The organism is Cognatishimia sp. (genome assembly GCF_049116455.1).
Taxonomy (GTDB): Bacteria; Pseudomonadota; Alphaproteobacteria; order Rhodobacterales; family Rhodobacteraceae; genus Cognatishimia.
The window spans coordinates 87,141-105,518 of the sequence record NZ_JAGDYW010000001.1 but is presented as its reverse complement, the minus strand read 5'-3'; the positions used below and the strand labels follow the sequence as shown (position 1 = coordinate 105,518).

General features: G+C 52.3%; 13 protein-coding genes and 1 pseudogene. 8 read left to right on the top strand and 6 right to left on the bottom strand.

Annotated features, from left to right (window positions below; all coding sequences use genetic code 11):
• Window positions 1–78 precede the first annotated feature (78 nt).
• On the bottom strand, window positions 79–1,167 hold the full coding sequence (locus JXQ85_RS00525; RefSeq protein WP_421746892.1) for a tricarboxylate transporter: 1,089 nt from the start codon (window positions 1,165–1,167) through the stop codon (window positions 79–81).
• 142 nt (window positions 1,168–1,309) lie between these two features.
• On the opposite strand from JXQ85_RS00525, the gene JXQ85_RS00520 reads away from it, so the two are divergent.
• Entirely contained in the window at window positions 1,310–1,978 is a 669-nt protein-coding gene (locus JXQ85_RS00520; RefSeq protein ID WP_421746891.1) for a response regulator transcription factor, read from the top strand.
• Window positions 1,978–3,339 (top strand): sensor histidine kinase, encoded by a 1,362-nt coding sequence (locus tag JXQ85_RS00515; protein WP_421746890.1) that lies wholly within the window; start codon window positions 1,978–1,980, stop codon window positions 3,337–3,339. Before JXQ85_RS00520 ends, JXQ85_RS00515 begins: the two co-directional genes overlap by 1 nt.
• A gap of 217 nt (window positions 3,340–3,556) precedes the next feature.
• Here the strand turns inward: JXQ85_RS00515 and JXQ85_RS00510 are convergent.
• A pseudogene (locus JXQ85_RS00510) lies at window positions 3,557–3,688 on the bottom strand (IS3 family transposase); the annotation flags it as partial.
• A 269-nt stretch (window positions 3,689–3,957) separates the two neighbouring features.
• Between JXQ85_RS00510 and JXQ85_RS00505 the strand changes: the two are divergent.
• Window positions 3,958–7,563 (top strand): right-handed parallel beta-helix repeat-containing protein, encoded by a 3,606-nt coding sequence (locus JXQ85_RS00505; RefSeq protein ID WP_421746889.1) that lies wholly within the window; start codon window positions 3,958–3,960, stop codon window positions 7,561–7,563.
• A complete protein-coding gene (locus JXQ85_RS00500) occupies window positions 7,560–11,825 on the top strand; it encodes a hypothetical protein (protein WP_421746888.1) in 4,266 nt (1,421 codons plus the stop codon). Before JXQ85_RS00505 ends, JXQ85_RS00500 begins: the two co-directional genes overlap by 4 nt.
• Before the next feature lie 277 nt (window positions 11,826–12,102).
• Here the strand turns inward: JXQ85_RS00500 and rpmE are convergent, their stop codons facing one another.
• Together rpmE and rplS are read right to left on the bottom strand one after the other, a co-directional pair.
• Complete coding sequence (gene rpmE / locus JXQ85_RS00495; protein ID WP_421746887.1) at window positions 12,103–12,324, bottom strand: 50S ribosomal protein L31; 222 nt, start codon at window positions 12,322–12,324, stop codon at window positions 12,103–12,105.
• 11 nt (window positions 12,325–12,335) lie between these two features.
• Window positions 12,336–12,710: a 50S ribosomal protein L19 gene (gene rplS / locus JXQ85_RS00490; RefSeq protein ID WP_421746886.1), complete on the bottom strand. Its 375-nt coding sequence runs from the start codon at window positions 12,708–12,710 to the stop codon at window positions 12,336–12,338.
• Window positions 12,711–13,042: 332 nt separating this feature from the next.
• On the opposite strand from rplS, the gene JXQ85_RS00485 reads away from it, so the two are divergent.
• The 4 genes from JXQ85_RS00485 (at window position 13,043) to JXQ85_RS00470 (ending at window position 16,893) form a co-directional block, all read left to right on the top strand.
• Window positions 13,043–13,423, top strand: a complete 381-nt coding sequence (locus JXQ85_RS00485; protein ID WP_421746885.1) for a MarR family winged helix-turn-helix transcriptional regulator — start codon at window positions 13,043–13,045, stop codon at window positions 13,421–13,423.
• A gap of 76 nt (window positions 13,424–13,499) precedes the next feature.
• A complete protein-coding gene (locus JXQ85_RS00480; RefSeq protein ID WP_421746884.1) occupies window positions 13,500–13,904 on the top strand; it encodes a hypothetical protein in 405 nt (134 codons plus the stop codon).
• A gap of 112 nt (window positions 13,905–14,016) precedes the next feature.
• Window positions 14,017–14,790, top strand: a complete 774-nt coding sequence (locus JXQ85_RS00475) for a sulfite exporter TauE/SafE family protein (protein WP_421746883.1) — start codon at window positions 14,017–14,019, stop codon at window positions 14,788–14,790.
• A 129-nt stretch (window positions 14,791–14,919) separates the two neighbouring features.
• A complete protein-coding gene (locus tag JXQ85_RS00470) occupies window positions 14,920–16,893 on the top strand; it encodes an alpha/beta hydrolase family protein (protein ID WP_421746882.1) in 1,974 nt (657 codons plus the stop codon).
• Between the two features lie 27 nt (window positions 16,894–16,920).
• On the opposite strand, the gene trmD is transcribed toward JXQ85_RS00470, so the two are convergent.
• Both trmD and rimM read right to left on the bottom strand, forming a co-directional pair.
• On the bottom strand, window positions 16,921–17,718 hold the full coding sequence (trmD, locus tag JXQ85_RS00465) for a tRNA (guanosine(37)-N1)-methyltransferase TrmD (protein WP_421746881.1): 798 nt from the start codon (window positions 17,716–17,718) through the stop codon (window positions 16,921–16,923).
• Window positions 17,719–17,793: 75 nt separating this feature from the next.
• Window positions 17,794–18,300: a ribosome maturation factor RimM gene (rimM, locus tag JXQ85_RS00460; RefSeq protein WP_421746880.1), complete on the bottom strand. Its 507-nt coding sequence runs from the start codon at window positions 18,298–18,300 to the stop codon at window positions 17,794–17,796.
• Window positions 18,301–18,378 lie beyond the last annotated feature (78 nt).

The following is an 18,378-nucleotide window of genomic DNA, read 5'->3' as shown; positions in this document are numbered from 1 at the left end:
GCCGCTTTCTGTTAAGATGTCAGTGTTGAGTGTGTTTGGAAGCCCGGCCCTATTTGGGCCGAGCTTGAGGCATGTCGCTTACTTCAGCGTGACGCCGTATGCGTCTTTCAGCCATGTTGTGACGAACTCTTTTGCTGAGTCAGGCACCTGGGTCGCTGTTGCGAGTGCATCTTGCGAGCCAGCACCTGTGAAGACAGGGTATTTGCCCACACGCTTGGACGAGATTTCCGGGAAATCTGCGCGTGCTACGACCGCGTTGAACGCATCGGTGTAGGTTGCAATCACATCATCAGGCGTACCTGCAGGCAGGAAGGCGAGTTTCTGAACCGGGAAACCCGCGACGAAGAATGCTTTCCAAGCATCCCAAGCATCACCGGAGGTTTCACACCCATCGGTTGCTTCACAGACTTCCTTGAAGGTCGCGATATCTGGGAAAGTTGGATCTCGTACAATATCGCCGTTTTCGTCCAGCGCACCCCAAGTCATCATTGGAACCGCAGCACCGGCTTCAACCAACGGAACGGACCCGCCGAGGTAGCCAGAGGAGGTTTGATAATCGATGGTTGCTTCGCCACGCTCAAACATCAGGCGGCCATCGCCACGGCCTTTGATGCCAAACACTGGCTCAACATTCATGCCAAGCATCTGCCAAGCCAGCAGCGGTACCAGATCCAAACGTGTTGCCCCCTGCGAGCCATAGATGAAATCCACATCTTTCAGAGCGTTTGCAGAACCGTCAAACTTCGCGCCATCTTCAGCGTTCAGATAGGCAACACCACCGGTGCCGGATGCCATAACGGGGTTCCAGTCGTTGTATTCATAACGCACACGCGGATCGCCAAGCAGATATGGGAACTGGGTCGAACCCGATGTCCCAAAGAGCAGCGTTCCATCGTCGTGGCTTTGCTCTTGGAACCAGTTTGCCCCTTTCGTGGAGCCCGCACCTGGCATGAATTTCACAACAACTGTTGGATTGCCTGGCAATTCTTCGGACAGCAATGGCGCAAAAAAGTTCGCCCATTTGGCGGAGCCGCCTGTTTCAGAGAATGGGATGATCCATTCGATGGTCTTGCCGGAAAAATCAACTTCGGCCGCTGCAGGTGCTGCAAGCCCGGCTGCAGCGATAACCCCGATCACGGCCCGACGAGTGAATTTGGATACGGTCATATGTTCCTCCCCTAATGACCAGTCAAACACGGTAACGTCCTCCACGTCACCAACTTGACCAAAAATTTCGGGGATTGATTCCCCGTTTCGATCGTCTGATCATGACCTTCCAACCTTGCGCGAACCTTGTAGGTCTCAAAAAATGCGAATTGCGATCATCGAAGATAATGAAACGCTCGCGAATGCCATCGCCTATCGTTTGCGAGATCGAGGTCATGCAGTGGATGTGATCACCGATGGAGATCAGGGCATGCAGTTTTTGCACCAAGAAGGTGCGGATCTGATCATTCTTGACATCAATCTACCTGGCATCAATGGTTTGGAAATATTGAGAAATTTTCGTTCAAACGGAAAAAGCGCCCCGGTCATTTTGTTGACCGCTCGCAGTGATACAAGCGAGCGCGTCGAAGGGTTGGATGCGGGTGCAGATGACTATCTGGTCAAGCCCTTTGAAATGGACGAATTGGAAGCACGCATTCGCGCGTTATCTCGTCGAAAAAACCTAGATTATGGCGAACAAGAAGTGATCGGAAAGCTTGCCTATAACCGTAATAGTCGCGAAATTCTTGCCGATGGGAAGGCGCTCGATATTCCTCGCAGAGAGCTCGCGGTCTTTGAATGCCTGCTCGAACGACGCGATCGCATCGTTGGGAAATCCAACCTCGTCGACTTTGTTTATGGAGTGGGAGCGGATGTCGATGAAGCCTCCATCGAACCCCATGTCTCGCGGTTACGAGGGCGCCTTTCGGGCTATGGCGTTGGCATAAAAACGGCCCGCGGATTGGGGTATATGCTTGAGGAAACCAATTAATGCGCCGCGCCTATTCCTTAAGGCTTAGGCTCTTTACGGTCATCGTGACCCCCCTGATCATCATGTCCATTCTCTTGGGATATTGGCGTTTTACCGTCGCACAAAATACGGCTGAAGAACTGTTTGACCGATCTCTTCTCGCAGCGGCATTGGCGATATCGCGTGATATTACGATTTCTGGCGGTGATGCGTTGTCTCCGTCTACCAGGCAGTTGGTAGATGACGCCGCTGGAGGTGAAGTGTTTTATCATGCGACCGGCCCTGGCGGCATTTACGTCACAGGCTACGCTTACCCACCCTCGTTAGATCAATCGACGACTGAGACCAGTGCACTGAAATTTTTTGAGGCCGACTATAGAGGCGAGGACGTGCGAGTCTTGCGGGTGACTGAACGCACCACAATCGAAGGCATTACCGGAGACAGCACTGCCACAGTTTGGCAACGCGTCGCGGATCGCAACAGTTTTGCGCGCGAACTGGCTACGCGCGCCGCCGCCTTAATGGGTGGGTTGTTGTTGTCACTTTCTCTGCTGGTTTGGTTTGGCGTGCATCTAGGTTTGCGCCCCCTAGCTGACCTACAAGACGCAATTGCGATGCGATCCCCCGATGATCTTTCGCGTATCAAGCGGGCCATCCCAGAGGAAACCAAAGGTATTGTTAGCACTCTTAATCGGCTTTTTGATCAGGTCGAACGTAGCTTTGAGGCACAGCAAACCTTTATCTCAAACGCGGCCCATCAGCTACGCAATCCCGCCGCTGCCGTGCAGTCCATGGCAGAGGCGGTAAAGGATGCGAAAGATGACAGGGAAAGAGATCAACGCGTTGTCGAGTTGATAGCAGCCTCCCGCCAATCCGCGAAAACCGCTGTTCAACTGCTCTCATTGGATCGGCTTAAACAACCAGCCCAGGAAACGGATTTTGAGCCGCTAGAGTTGCGAAACCTCCTCCATTCGGCCTGCGCTGACATGGGGCCGCAGGTCCTTGCAAAAGGTCTGGAATTTGAGCTGAAAGTGACGGATCAAGATCTCTGTATCAAAGGCGACGAGGTATACTTGATGGAGGCGGTGAAGAACCTGATCGACAATGCTATGATACATGGCGGCGAAAGTTTGTCGCAGATCACCGTTACCCTGAAGGCTGATGCTGAAACCGCGTCAATCACCGTAGAAGATGATGGAAAAGGTCTAAATCCAGACCAAAGCGACGCTGCATTCAGCCGTTTTTCCCAAGTTGGCACCTCAAGCGGCAGTGGGCTTGGTCTAGCAATCGTTGCCTCAGTTGCGGAACGGCACAACGGACAGGTTAAAATCAATGGATCAGTAAACGGAGCCAGCGTGACTTTAGTTCTTTCAAAGTGCTGAAGGTAACTTTCAAGTCTAGTGCATTTGAGCCAAAGCTTCGTTTCTGGCGAGTCCAAATTCTGAGATAGCAAATCTGGATCATATTCGATGACTTTTTAAACGAATGTCGGTCCCACGCCCCAGGTGAGGTTTGCAACGGTCGAAAAAAGCGAAAAAGCTGCCGTTCGATTGCAAGGAGTAAACATAGTATTGTCTGCAAAGCGGACACAAATTCGGATCGAGGCGGAGTGATCCTTTTGTTCAGCGTCGACATCCCAACGCCAAGATCGTCAGGCACCTGCCTGCGCGTCAGCCCGCTTTTAAACGTGATCCGTTCCGCATCCTGGTGGAATTCGTCCGTCCGTTTCAGTCCTTAGTTTGTCTTCTTTGTTACCTTAAATGCGATCAAAGAAGCGGCGTCATATCGCGACAGGGCCAAGGTGGTTTTCAACTTCATTCGCGTGAGGGTTGTTGCCTTATTAGGGCGACTACCTTTTTCGCAATTACCTTACCTCTCGTAAGTCTCTGATATTGGTTGCTAACTGATCTCTAGGCCAACACCCCGCGAAATTTGTTCTGTTTCAGGGTTTGATTGGATTGGGATCGTTGTCTACGCTTTCCCAAAGGATGAGGGGTATTATGGTATCAATCCTAAAATCTATGGCCTGCGCTGCGGGTTTTGTTTTAGCGACGGGCCACGCCCTTTGCGCCGAGGATATCGGTGCGCTTCTTGGGAAAAACCAGGGCGACGTCACACTTTCGCTGACTGAAAATGGAACAGCCGACAATGCTGTTATTGCCGGTCGAAGCGTCACAATTAGCAATGATGGCGATAGCTCTTATACAATTAGCAATCAGTCGCAGGCCCCCATCTTTACGGTGGTTGATGGGGGGCATTTGACCCTCGATCTTGTTGCGCTTTACAGCCAAGAGGACCAACCCGGCGATACGCTTGTCTATGTTGAACAAGGCACGCTTACGTTAAACAACTGCTTTTTCACCACACAGCGGCGCTTTGCGATCTATATGCGGCGTGGGGTGCTTAACCTTAAGGATTGCGGTTTTTGGGATGCGCAAACCGCCATTGCCTTGACCGAGGGCTCAACCAGCACCATTCAAACCGCAGAAATTTCCAACTCTGTCCAAGGCGCGATTTGGGTGACCGGTGAGAAGTCTTCGTTGGTTCTAAAGGACAGCCTGTTGTCCTATGGTTCACGGGGGGTTGCGGTTGACGATGGTGCGAGCCTTTTCGTTGAAAATACTGAGTTCTTTAATGCAACTGAGGTCTCAATCTTTGCAGATACGGCCTCGGTAACCTTAAAAGATATCTGGGTAGAAGGGGCCGAGAATTACGGCATTTACGCCCAAAACGGGTCACAGGTTTCGGTCGAGCGCGCTACTTTGACAGGCCCGATGGATACCGGGATCACCATGGTCGACGCTGCGGGTGCATTTACCGATGTGCACATGACCGATGCAGCGACGGGTGTGTCCATCAATGGTGGGCACTCCCCAGTCGACTTTGAGCGCGTTTATTTTACGACCTCGGGTAAAGAGGCTATTCACATTCTGTCTGGTGGTGCAGGCGCTAGCGTAGTGCAAAGTGTCTTTGAAGGTGGAGGCACTGGGATCGGAGTGCTTTCGGGCACTTTAGATGTGGCCGAAAGTCAATTTGCCGGGCAACATTCGTCAGGCGTGCAGCTTAACCAAGACGCAGCGGTTGGTGCAGTTAATATTGCCAATTCGGCCTTTGTGCCAGAGCTATCGGGTGTTGCGGTTTATGCTAATGCGCCGTTCTACATGAGCGGAAGCGACATTGTATACGAAGATATCGCTCTTGGGGGCGAAGCGCTCGGGGCATCTGAAGTTATTCATTCGGTCTTTTTTGGACCAGGCGATGGTTATCTTTCGGCGGGTGCCGCGCCGGCGAATATGTCACTGATCAATCAGATCGTGATCGCAGAAGACGCCCAAGTCCTTTGGCAAAATATCGTAAGCGCTGCCGATACCGAAGGCAGAGACATTGCCATTACTGCGATGCGTGCGGCCTATCCGAAAACCCAAGGCGGGTTGGCACGCCTGTCGTTGTTTGACCTTGAATCGAACAGTCCATTTGAGCCGTCAGGCAATGCGGCTCTTGGAAATTTGCACCGGGTCTTCGCCGACGGGCGACGTGATTGGCTTGGTGACATCTATGTGTCTGATCTGCCGCTTGATATGTTGCCGGGTCTTTACGCGTTCGAGCAGGAACAAAGCTGGACCGAGATTGATCTGCAAGCAGAGGGGGCTGAGTATTGGATTGAATTGCCAGCGATCACGTCCCCATTTGGATTAGAGCGTGATGGAGATGTAATTCGTCGCGGACCGGCTTTGGCGTTGCGTCGCCAAGCTGAGCTTGTGCAAGTTATGAAAAGCCGTTGGCCTGGGTATCGACCCTATGAATTGCTTCCGGTCGCGCGACCCGATGCAACGGCTGAAGCCCGCATATTGGCTCGTGCAAAAGCGCGTAAAGACCTTGAGGCGGCGGTGCAATTTCTTGCCAGCCTCCCCGCAGACGCGACATACAACGATCTTAGCCGCGAAACCCGCGAAGAAATGACGCGGCACATTTACCAACACACGCTCCTTGCGCGGGCAGTGCTGTCGTCGGTCGGGACTGAGAAAGATGCGTCATGGCTGTTTGCTCAAACGGCCCCTTATATCGGAGGATCGGGGCATTTTCTCGCGCGGCGGCTTTGGGAAACTGTGGTCGAGATAGAAACACGGTTAGGGATATTATCAGTTGGTGCAACCGCGGATGCGTTGGCCGCTTTGAAACAAGATTATCAACATCCTCATTTTGCACCCTTGGCAGCGTTTCGTGCTCGATCTGGAGATCGAGACGCGACCGAGGCGTTGATCGATGCGATTGCTGTGACGCGATCCACGGTGACGTGGTCAAATGATGATCGGTTTCTTGGGTTTTCTGTGATCTTGAATGAACCTGTACCTGCGGTCACCGAACTTGCCCTTGAATTTGTTGAGGAATTTGAAGGACAGGTTTTGTTGATGCATCACAAGGACGCGGATGTGGATGCGCAATACGAGGGGCTTTATAAGTCATCGGCCTTTTTGCAGGCCTTTTTACATGCGGCCGCCTTTGCGCCAGAGGAGGACCGTGCGCGGTTGAATGTGCCAATCCCACAGTGGAATCAGATGTTTGATTTGGGACCTGCCTTTGACAACCCGGCGGATCTGTTGGGGCACATTGTTGCGATGGACACCCCAAATCCAAGGGGTATGCGCAACAGCGAACTTGCCTTTGCCATTTGCAAACTGACGGCCGGCCGCGCCGATAAACCGGCTTGGGCCGAAGCGTTGCAATCAAAGTTGTTGAGCTATGGCACATTGTTTCCAAACGATGTGCCACGCCCTGGCTATTGGGCAGAGTTTGTTGCAACTGCTGGCACTACGCATTGCCAAAGTGATAGCGCGTCTCTGGACCATTTGGAGAGACCAGAGAACCGTGATTACTCCATATTTTCGGAGCCTTGGGGGTTCGCTTTTTATAGTCCCGACCAAATGCTGACAGATGCGACCGCGCGCGCAGATCACGCGATCCCGTCTATCAATGTCTTAGACAGCGCCCCGGACTACATGCGTAACCGTGCCTTGGCAGCGTCAGATGATACCTTGGGCATGCGTCGCTATAAATCCTATCAGTCTGTCGCAACCAGTGGAAAGGTTGCGCAGACCGGGCCTTTTACTGGGGCGGCAGATACACGTGTGTTTCTGGAACCGGTCCAGATTGCCAAAGAGAACCATCAGCTCTTTTGGCTGGCGGGCACCGCCAAGCTTGCGCCGATTGAGGTTGGCAACCAAACGTTGTTTGGGCTTTCGATTTCAGTGAACGGGACCTCCCACGCTGGTCTTGCTGCAGCCATTGGGCGGCATCCTGAAGTTATTGCTAAGAATGTTGCCAACCATGGTGGCGATTTGCTGCGGCGCGTTGTGCTACGTCATGGAGATCAATCGACCGAAATGACCAGATTGCGTACGCTTGAAAGCGGTGTGCATGTCTATGAGCTATCAGCGACACCAAAAGATCAATCCAATCTAATCGTTGATGCCTATTTTGAAACGAGGGGAACCGATGACCAAACGCTGCGACGTTGGACGATCAGCTGGCCTTTGTACCGGTCGCCCTTTGGCTTTCAGCAGATAAGTGACCATGGGCGCGTGACCGTCAGAGGAGCTGACCAATGAAACCAGCCTTTTCAAAATTTCTACGTATAGGTGCCTTATCGGTTACGATGACGACACCAGTGATCGCTATCGCTGATGGATTTTGCCATCGCCATAATGGCGATTTATTAGGTAGTCCGTTGACCTTGGATTTCCGTTGGCCCCTTGATCTGGATCGCCCACCGGAGCTTTTAGAACGACCAGAGACCTCAGAGGCCTTGTTTAACAATGCACTTGCTCCGTTTGCTCCAACAGGCGGCGATGCATCCTCTTGTTCGGGTGGGGGTATTACAGGTGCGATCGATTGCGGTGTTACGTCTGAAATTTTGAACATGAATACCCGCGTTGCGCCTTTGACACCAACAGAGGCCGAAGCAGAACTAAACCGTCCTGCAGAAGCGACCGCACCCGCAGAAGACAGTTCAGAGGCAGAGACGGCTGAAACGCAACCTTCTGTGTCTGATCGTCAATTGGATCGCTATGCTTACGGTCAGATCAAGGTCGTGCCCGTTTTCAAAAGCGGGGATCCGATGTTTGTGAAAATGGCCGTAGTGGATACGTCGGTCGATTTTGATGTTAACCGCATCAAGCCAGAGGCCGCGCGGCGTATTCGAAAGGATCTATCACAGCTCGGGAATAGCATGAAGGGCTGGAGCTCTACCCTTGGAACCGAAGAGGTAACTGAGCTTAGCAATGGCGAGTCGTGGTCTTCGCTTGAGATGGAAGTGATCGCGTCAGAGCCACGTAGCCCACAGTCGAATATGCGGGTTTCTGGCCCGATCCGCCTACCGGAGGCCTGTAGCCATCTTTTGGTTCTGAAAGCCGAGGCTGCACGCCTCGCAGATGATTTACAACCGGCACGCCAGAGGCTGCGTCGCTTGCGCGAGCGTTTGAAAACCGAAACGGATTCAGAACGTAAGCGTAAGCTTGGCGTTCAAATCCAAATCGCAGAAAATGCCGTTCGCAAGATATCTAATCCATTGGAGACACTCGAAAAACGTATTCGAACTGAAGAAGCGAAACACGACAAAGCTGCCCATGATGCTGAAATCAAAGCGATTAAGGCTGACCCGGCCTTAACCAAAGCGGCGCGTACCAAACGTTTAGAAGAAGCGGCAGACAATCTGCGCGCGGTTCGCCAATACGAAAAACAACGCGCTGCAGCCATTCAAGAATATCAAAATGGTCTGCGGGACTATGACGAAAAAATCAAAACCGCACCAGATGAGTCCACGCGCATTGGCTATGAAGAGGCGCGCGCGCGCTATAAGCGGCTCTACGACAGTTGGAGCGATCAAACCAGCGGCAGTCTAGCAGCGCGCTATCGCGATCTAAATCGGGCCTTTAAGCAAAATGCCGAGGACGGCTTAGGCCCCACCGACGTTCAATCAACTCTCAATCAGATAACGGAAATCGGCGTTGATCCAGAACAGAGGATAGAGAGCACCGAAGACGGCATGATGGACCGCGCAGCGCGGATTGCCAAGTCAGATCAAACCACATTAGGGGGCAGCGCCAGCCGCGCAAACGATTCCTATCAAAAGTTCCGCGATACCGCGATGGCCTTTGGCGAAGAGCGCCAAAAGGTGATTATGACACCGTATGATGCGGTTAAAAAGCTTAAGGATATAGCCGACGGTAAAACCACTTTGAAAGAAGTCGTTGATGATCAAATCGCCTTTCGCGAAAGATACGGTCGTTATGCCAAAGGTGCGATTGTCGGGACGGGAAAGGGCCTGATTGGGCTTGGTGAACTGGGCATGGATGGGCTCGCGCTCGAAGCAGAACGCCAAGAAGCCATTCTAGAGGATGCACTTAGCCAGGCGACGGGCAAAGACGTAAAGATCGACTATTTCGGAGATCGCAAAACCAAATCGGCGGCGAATACCTTTGCCAAAGCCGGTATGGCGATGGAAAAATTCTGGGATAGCACCGAGACGCGGAGTGGTGTGCGGGATGACATCACGCTCAAAGAAGCATGGGACGACCCAAGTAAAGTTGGCCAGATGTTGGAAGAAACCGCCAAGGCTTTTTCAGATCGAACCGCCTCTGTTTCGGAAAAAGCGGCCGGAATTATCGCTGATGCAGGCGATGCGCGTTTGGGCAAGATTGTTAAAGGCGGCGAAAAAGAGCTGCGTGTGGCGATCGAAGGCGCGGGCGAGGTTGTCGGTGAGTTCTCTGATGCAGGGATTGCAGCACTATCGGCCCTAAAGGGTGTCAAACGGCTTGGGAAAGCAATTGAAGGCGCTGAAAGCGCAACAGATATTGCGAAGTCTGGTGATAAGCTAGCGGATGTGACTAAGGGCGGGAATGCCTCTGATCTGCAAAAGCTGTCGGAAGTGGCAGATGCGCCTCCGCCGACCCGCCCAACAGATGCACCACTTGCCCCTGTGGAAACTGCGCCGGCGTCAAAGCAGCCAAGCGCCACACCGGATGATCGCACAACTACCTTTAACCGGGACGCACCAGAGGATGCGACTGCGAGCTTTACCCCTGAGGCACCAAGTGAGAAAACAGCGACATTCAATGCGGATGCACCGTCTGAGACGACTAAAAGCTTTTCACCAGATCCAACGGGCGAGAAAACGGCAACCTTTAATGCCGATAGCCCCGCTGATCCCACGACCTCGGCGATGCCAGATGCGTCAGGTGACCGTACAACGACACATAACCGCAGCGAACCGGGCACCTTTAACAACGATGCGCCGCTTTCCAATCAAGGTGAGCGTGTTCCATTCAACGATGGCGCAGGCACGCGGAGTGCGGAAACTGCGCCACCGTCTGAACCAGGCACGCGCAGCGCAGAAACCACTCCACCATCGGAACCCGGTACACGTAGTGCAGAGACTATGCCCCCGTCAGAACCGGGAACCCGTAGCGCGGAAACCGCGCCACCATCGGAACCCGGTACGCGCAGTGCGGAAACTGCTCCACCGTCTCAACCGGGGACACGCAGTGCAGAAACGGCGCCGCCAAGCAGCGTAAAGGATGCGCCGGATGATGGCACGTTCAACAATGCAGCGATGTTTGCCGAAGATACCGGCCCGATCCCGGGCTCGAGTGTGCTGGACGAGGGGACAGTCACGACACCGCATGAATTTGTCCCGAATGCACCTGAAGGTGCTGCGGCAAATCCGAATTCCGGCGCGTTGGTTCCCGAGGACAAAAAATTTCAGATTAGTCCCGCCTTGCAAGCCATGCTGGATGGGCGTCCAGAGGGTCTGACGAAAGCGGAAAAGGCCTTATCAGAGGCAAGCCCATTCAATGGAAACCGCTTGCCAAGCGCGGCTGAGATGACGCCTATCAAAGGCACGGCTAAAACTGCCGACGGGCAGCCTGCGATCTTGAAAGATCGGGAAGGGGCCGCTGACCTAGATCTCCAAGTTGTTCGCCCTGATGGCTCTGTCGAGAACATCAAAGTCGGTGAACGTCTTGGCGGAGGGACGACCTCTACCGTCTATAAAACACGTGATGGGAGCGAGGCAGTACGGCTTGCTGAGATGACCTCAAAAGATCGCATTCCACAAGGGCCGGGATTGGACTTGTCGCGTAAAAGCCGTAAAGGCTTTGAGGCCGATCAGGTGGGTCGTAAACTGTTGGAAGAGGCCGAGCCCAAGGCCACCTATTTCCGAACAGCGAAACGGAGCAGTAAAGACGGGATCACGAGGATCAATGGCAAAGACTATTTCGTTGCGACCGAAGAACTGGTGACCGATGCGAAGGCCGCATTTGCCAATCCTCTCAACCCCAAACATGATTGGCGTGGCGCGCCGGCGGCCTCTCCGTTGGATCGATTGACGATGGAATTGGCTATACGTGATCTGAACGCACAGGGGATTGCGTTTACCGATCATAAGCTTGCGAACCTTGCTGTTGTGCCGGATTTAAAATCGCCTACGGGCCGCCGCGTTGTCTTTTTCGATACTGGCGGGATGATGCCCATGAAAGGGGCGGATGACGCGGCGCGAGCGGGCAATGCACGCCAAGTCCAGCGTGCCTTTGATGCACCCCGATCATCGGACCCAAACGCACCGCCGTCGCAACGGTTTAATGCTTATGATGACTCTCAATTCTGGGATCGCATCGATAAGCGGCCTTTTGGCGGTAAAAATCCGTCTGGCGCCGCGACTGCAAGCGGTAATGCGCGGCGCAGTGAATACCTAAAGATGAGCGAGATGAGTGCTGCGGAGCTTCGGCAATATGTACAAAGCTCGCCTGAAATGATGGCGCAATTGAAAGCTGAAGGGCGGACATTAGATAAGCTGGTTATTCCGGGAAGCTAAGTAGAGAAGGCAGTGAAGGTTGGCGGTCTCAGTATTGTTGCCGCTGATTTATGTTAATGCTTCCGCATTGAGGAAAAGCTTTCAAGCTGAAAGTCCGCTTCGGGCTGGGAGCAGAACTGTGCAATTTCCGCCACCTGCACTTTGCGGTCATTCGTTTTGTGGCTGTCCACGACTAGCCTCGTCCGCGTAGCTGCCATTAATCAGGCTACTAAAAAGCCCCCCAATAAAAAACGCCGCCCTAAAAAGAGCGGCGTTTTCAAAATCGATAGGATTGGGATTAGAAGCCCAGGCCTTCGTATTTCGCTTTAAACTTGGATACCCGGCCGCCGGCATCCATCAGACGGGACGAACCGCCATTCCACGCTGGGTGCGCGGATGGGTCGATGTCCAGCGCCATTTGGTCGCCTTCTTTGCCCCAAGTGGAGCGCATTTGAACGATAGTGCCGTCTGTCATCTTTACGTTGATGAAGTGGTAATCTGGGTGCGTATCTTTTTTCATGATGCCACTCCTTACGCTTGCTTAGGCTTGTAGTTGGTGACTTCTGCGATACGTGCGGATTTACCACGACGGGTGCGCAGGTAGTACAGTTTGGAACGACGCACGCGACCACGGCGAACCACGGTGATGCTGTCGATGTTGGTGGAGTGCAGTGGGAACACACGTTCCACGCCTTCACCAAAAGAAATTTTGCGAACAGTGAAAGAACCGGCAATGCCTTCACCGTTTTTACGGGAAATGCAAACGCCTTCGTAGTTCTGTACACGAGAGCGGGAGCCCTCGGTCACTTTGTAACCAACGCGGATGGTGTCACCCGCTTTGAAGTCTGGGAGGTCTTTTCCCAGGGAGGCGATTTGTTCCGCCTCGAGCTGTGCGATCAGGTCCATATGACCATCTCCTATGTTGCCCGTGGTTTAGTCCACGAAGTTAGGTGCCGTCCAAGAACTCTGTGTCTTCACCGGGTCCGCACTTTGAAGTCAAAAGAGCGCCCGCAAGAGGGTGTCCGTCGTTGCTTATTCTTTCTGCTTCAATGTGCTGGCCCTTTGAAGAAAAAGGGGTGTGCCAATAGAAAGCAGGTCCGAACGACTCAAAAGAGTCCCGGACAGGCGCGGTTTAGGGCAAACTTGGCACTTTGGCAAGCGTGCAATCGCCATAAAAAATTGACTCATTGCCGACTCTGGGCTTGAATAGTTAGGTTGCCTAACTTAAATAGCTTCCTATGACCCGATCCGCAGAACAGCTACACCTAGTCCATCGGCTTGCCCATCGCGAATGGAACGCTGCCGCGCGGAGTTTGGGGTTAAGCTTTAACGAGTTTGAATATCTCTCGGCTGTCTATGAAGAAGAACGCCTTCAACGCTATGAGGATAAACACGGCCAGCACTTGCAAGATATCGTTGACGCGCTCGGGGTTACCAAAGCCTCGGCCAGCACAATGATTGCGAAACTTGAAGGGCGCGAGCTCGTGGAACGGTTCCAATGCAAAATGGACGCAAGAGCGCAGCATATCGTGCTAACCGATAAGGGACGTGCTTTGCTGAAAATGGGCTTCGGGGTCTACGAACGGGTGGCCGAAGCAATTGCAACCAAAGAAACCTAAAATCTGAGGGGCTGCATCGAGCGGAACCTCCCTCTCTCCATATAGTAAGTTAGTCAAACTAAATAAGGATTTCACAATGGAAAGTCTGAATCTCCCAAATCTGCTACTTGGCATCTCAATTCACATGCTCATCTGGGAGCATCTTCCGCACTGGGGAAGTTGGTTTAATGCCATTCTGAAGCGACTGCCAAAACCAATAAAATCGCTCTACGAACAGTGGCGTTGTCCCTATTGTGCCGGATTCTGGATTGGTCTCGCCTTGCATGGCGCGACCGGAACTTGGTTTGTTCAAGCCTTTGCCGATTTGCCCGCCTTTTGGGGACCGCTCGCGACACCGATGGGGTGGTTCTTTGATGGCTTGGTCTTCGCTGCCCTAAACAAACTCGGCGTTCTGACTTTAACGGCAATCTCCTTCCCAGCGATCCGAGGTCACGAGTTGAAAGCGCAATTCATGGCTAAAATGAAATCTGAGAATATTTAAGGCTATTCGGGACCGAAGTGTGAGCAAATGCCTGCTTGCATTTCGGCCGCAAACCCGCAGGTTGCAACTACGCGATTAAAACGCGACCTTTGGCCCATATTTTGGAGGTAACTTGGACTACGGCGTACTTTCCCAATTTGATGCTTCCACGCTTGTTTTGTGCCTGATGGTGGCGCTGCTTGCAGGTGTTGTCAAAGGAGCCATCGGATTTGCGATGCCACTGATTTTGGTCTCCGGCATCAGTTCATTGACCGATCCCAAATTGGCCATTGCCGCGATGCTGATCCCGACAGTGTTCAGCAATATCCTTCAGACGTTTAGGCAAGGGGTTGTCCCTGCGATCGAAGCTGCGCAAGAGTACTGGCGATACTTGCTGGTCGTTTGCTTGTTCATCTTTTTATCAGCGCAGATGGTGCCCCATATTTCCAGTCAAGTTTTCTACTTAGTGTTGGGCGTGCCAGTAGTAGCCTTGTCCGTGCTCCAGCTTTTAGGGGTGCAAATGTCTGTTGCGCCCGAAAACAGAAACCGTGCGGAATGGGTGCTCGGAGTGGTTTCCGGGACACTTGGAGGCTTTGCCGGCACCTGGGGGCCGACCACAGTTTTATATCTGATGGCTATAAATACCCCAAAGGCTAAGCAGATGATTGTTCAGGGAGTGGTGTATGGAGCTGGTTCTGTCACGCTGATTATGGCGCATCTTCAATCCGGAGTGATGAACAGAGAAACAGCCCCACTATCGCTCAGTATTCTGCCCGTCGCGATGATCGGATTATGGATTGGCTTTCGGATCCAGGACCGTTTGGACCAAGCGGTTTTTCGAAAGGTCACACTGATTGTACTGATATTTGCGGGTCTAAACTTGCTTCGCAAAGGGGTGTGGGGTTAGGCCAAAATTTTTCACTGCAATTTATAATTGTTTTAACTTCGTTCTGAGGTCTTCTTTAGGTTGAAATTGAAACGGATGCCTTTTAAGCATTTGGCGTCTTTTAGTACTTATTTTTAAAGGTCTGAATTATTGAAACGTGTATTTAAATGGGTCGCCGGGATTCTATTAGGTGCTACCTTGTTCGGTGTGGTTGGGCTTGCCTGGGTGACACGCGATTACGAGGCAACGCATGAAGTATTGCGGAACAGTGATCTGCCATCAATCATCCCGGTTCGAGAGTTTTACGCGGATCAGCGAGCTCAGTGGTCATATCGCGCAAGTTTTGATGGCGAATATTTGGCTTGGCGCGGAACACGGTTAACTGAAGAGGTCGTGTTTTTCGGTCGTGTTGGCGAGAAACCCCTCGGTTGGGCAAAGGATATTCACGGCTTTTATTGGAATGATGTGTCTGCTCATTTGATGCTTGTATCAAATGGCCGACTTTGGAAGGTGGACCCAGAGGCCTCCGACAAGGACAATTGGTCCGACGTCACGCCACGTGGTTTTGGGCATTGGACATGGCCCAATCACCTGCACCAGTCACAAGAGCGATGGTTGGTATCTTCAAGTGATCGCAATCCTGCTTTCAGCGATTTGTATACCACTCGACAGGACGGCAGCGATAAACAACTTTTGGTCGAAAATGATGGCCGAACCTTGAATTGGATTTTGTCAAAGGACCTTGAGCCACTGCTTCGCATTCGTCGTGCCAAGGATTTGCTAGACCGCACAGTTGAGCGTTGGGACGGTATCGAATGGCAAACAGTTTTGGACCTTTCGGTAAACACAAACTTTTGGATTGTAGAGGCTCTCGAAGACAACGAAACAGTGATAGCGATCTCGTCACGCGGCCGAGACAAAGCAGCGTTGGTTGAGGTGGATCTTCTCACAGGCACAGAGGAAGTCATTCACGCTGAGGCTGATGAGGACGTGTTTGATGTTGTGAACTTTGATCCATTTGACGGACTGGTCGATGCCGTACTTCCGAAACGAGGGTCGTCTGACGTTATTCCATTAAGTAAAAAGGGCGAAGTCTTAGCCAAGTTGATCGCGCAATATGGTCAGCGAGTTGAAGTTGAACATCTTAGCTGGTCTGGCGTTGGTGACAGCGTGATGGCTTCTTTATCGCCGGACGCTATGAATTACGTTTTCGTTTTGATGGATTTGGTAAATGGCACATCGGAGTTGGTGCAAGAGCAAGCCTTCCGTCGACGAAATTTGGATCGACTTTCGACATCAGAAGAAGTCGAAATCCAAGCGCGTGATGGCTTAATGCTGAACGCGATCCTTGTTCGTCCCAAAGGTGTTCAGAGCGCTGTTCCCACGGTGATTGAAGTTCATGGTGGTCCGGCCGGGCACGTAGAATGGCAGTACGATCATTTCCGACAATTCCTAGCAAATCGCGGCTATGCGATTTTGTCAGTGAATTTTCGAGGATCGACTGGGGCTGGCCTTGAATTTCAATCAAAAGGCTTCCGGCAATTTGGTCGCAAAATGCAGGACGATCTCGTTGATGCAGCGAACTGGGCTGTAAGCCAAGGAATTGCTGCTCCCGATGCCTTAGCAGTGATGGGTGCAAGTTATGGCGGTTATGCTAGTGCAATGTCGGTTATGACAGACGAAAGCCCCTTTAAAGCTGCAATTATTGAACATGCGATGTTGGATGTGAAATACCAGTCTCAATATCCACCTCATTCTTGGGGCCTGAATATTTCGCAATGGAGGCGGTACTTCGGGGACGCTTCACTTGAAGCCGATGCTGCTGTTATGGATCGGTATTCTCCTAATAAACTTGTCGAGAAATTGAAGGTGCCTGTATTGTTGGTTGCTGGCAAACGAGACAGTGTCGTTGGTTTTGAGCAAACCGAGAGCTTTATGCGTCAAGCGGAAGCGTTCGGAAAAGACGCTGAGTTGTTGTTGTTCGAAAAAGCAGGACATGGACTTAATCGCTGGCAATCCAAAGTGCAGCACGCGCGGAAGGTGGAAGACTTTTTGCATCAACACCTTGGAGGGCGATCAGGCGGCTGGGACTGGATCGAAATTGCCGCAGATCATTTAGATTGAGTGTGAACAATTCACGACAGCCGCATTTTAGGTTTTGCGGCTGCTTTGCCACTTTTCCCACATGTCAGGGCGTCGTTCTTTGGTGAGCTCCTCAGACATTTTTTGACGCCATTCAGCGACTTTACCGTGGTTTCCAGATGTCAGCACATCTGGGATTTCACGCCCCATCCACTTGGCTGGGCGTGTAAATTGCGGATGTTCCAGCAAGCCGTTGGAATGGCTTTCATCTTCGATGCTTTCCGCATTTCCAAGAACTGAAGGCAACAGACGTACGGTCGCGTCAATCATCGCTTGGGCCGCAATTTCGCCGCCGGTCAGGACAAAATCCCCAAGCGAAACTTCTTGAATGTTGTAGTGATCCAAAACACGTTGGTCGACGCCTTCAAAGCGGCCACAGAGCATGGTGACACCGTCGCATTGGCTCCATTGTCTGGCGATCTTTTGAGTGAATGGTACGCCACGCGGGCTGAGGTAAACCAGTGGCGTGTTGCCGCGCAGGCCGCGCAAAGTATGGTCTATCGCTTTGCCGAGCACATCGGGACGCAAAACCATACCTGCGCCGCCGCCTGCAGGCGTATCATCGACATTGCGATGTTTGCCTTCCCCAAAAGGGCGTAGATCTGTGGTTTCCAGCTGCCATTTGCCGTCTTTCAAGGCTTTGCCTGTTAAACTTTCGCCCAAAACGCCGGGGAAAGCCTGTGGAAGCAAGGTGATGATCCGCGCCGTCCAGACATTGGCCAGAGTCGGATTATGGGTCATCAATTCCCGTGGCTTCAGAGATACTGAAATTGCCTTGCGGCCGAGGGACTTATTGAGGCTGGTCATCCATTGCTCCGTTCTGCACGCACCGCGTTCAGGTGAATTGTATTAAGCGCGAACGGCATTCACGCGTTTTAGGACTTATTCAAACAAACCTTCAGGAGGATCCACAATGATGCGGCCGCTTGCAAGATCGACCGTTGGGACAGAGGCGCGAGTAAACAACAACAGAACTGTGTTTTTCAACCCCGGCCCATGAACTTCTAGCATGTCATCTGCACCATTGTTTTGCACAGATTTCACCTTACCCAAAACTGTTCCGCCTGTGTCCCGAACTTCAAGCCCTATGAGGTCGGTGTGGTAGAATTCATCTTCGGACAGTTCAGGCAGACGGTCGCGTGGTGCAAATAACTTGGTGCCTTTGAGCGCATCCGCGTCCTCTTTGGTGACCACTCCGGATAGTCGCGCGGCCAGACCATTGCTGATTGAACGTGTGATCACCACATCAAATTCGCGGCTGCCATCTTCGGTTGAAAGAGGCGCATAGTCAGCAATTGCCATCGCGTCAGCGGTGAAGCTTTTTAGCCTAACTTCGCCTTGAACGCTGAATGCGCCGCTGATCACACCGACACAGATCATTTCAGACATGGTTTTTCCAACTCTAGATGGGGTTGCGCAAAGACTTTGGGTTTTTCGCGTATTCCACCGCAAGGTGCAAGTGCCCTA

Bases quoted from the DNA above. Each gene is read 5' to 3' on its own strand.
- JXQ85_RS00525 (WP_421746892.1), bottom strand. From the start codon at position 1,167: ATGACCGTATCCAAATTCACTCGTCGGGCCGTGATCGGGGTTATCGCT.
- JXQ85_RS00520 (WP_421746891.1), top strand. From the start codon at position 1,310: ATGCGAATTGCGATCATCGAAGATAATGAAACGCTCGCGAATGCCATC.
- JXQ85_RS00515 (WP_421746890.1), top strand. From the start codon at position 1,978: ATGCGCCGCGCCTATTCCTTAAGGCTTAGGCTCTTTACGGTCATCGTG.
- JXQ85_RS00505 (WP_421746889.1), top strand. From the start codon at position 3,958: ATGGTATCAATCCTAAAATCTATGGCCTGCGCTGCGGGTTTTGTTTTA.
- JXQ85_RS00500 (WP_421746888.1), top strand. From the start codon at position 7,560: ATGAAACCAGCCTTTTCAAAATTTCTACGTATAGGTGCCTTATCGGTT.
- rpmE (WP_421746887.1), bottom strand. From the start codon at position 12,324: ATGAAAAAAGATACGCACCCAGATTACCACTTCATCAACGTAAAGATG.
- rplS (WP_421746886.1), bottom strand. From the start codon at position 12,710: ATGGACCTGATCGCACAGCTCGAGGCGGAACAAATCGCCTCCCTGGGA.
- JXQ85_RS00485 (WP_421746885.1), top strand. From the start codon at position 13,043: ATGACCCGATCCGCAGAACAGCTACACCTAGTCCATCGGCTTGCCCAT.
- JXQ85_RS00480 (WP_421746884.1), top strand. From the start codon at position 13,500: ATGGAAAGTCTGAATCTCCCAAATCTGCTACTTGGCATCTCAATTCAC.
- trmD (WP_421746881.1), bottom strand. From the start codon at position 17,718: ATGACCAGCCTCAATAAGTCCCTCGGCCGCAAGGCAATTTCAGTATCT.
- rimM (WP_421746880.1), bottom strand. From the start codon at position 18,300: ATGTCTGAAATGATCTGTGTCGGTGTGATCAGCGGCGCATTCAGCGTT.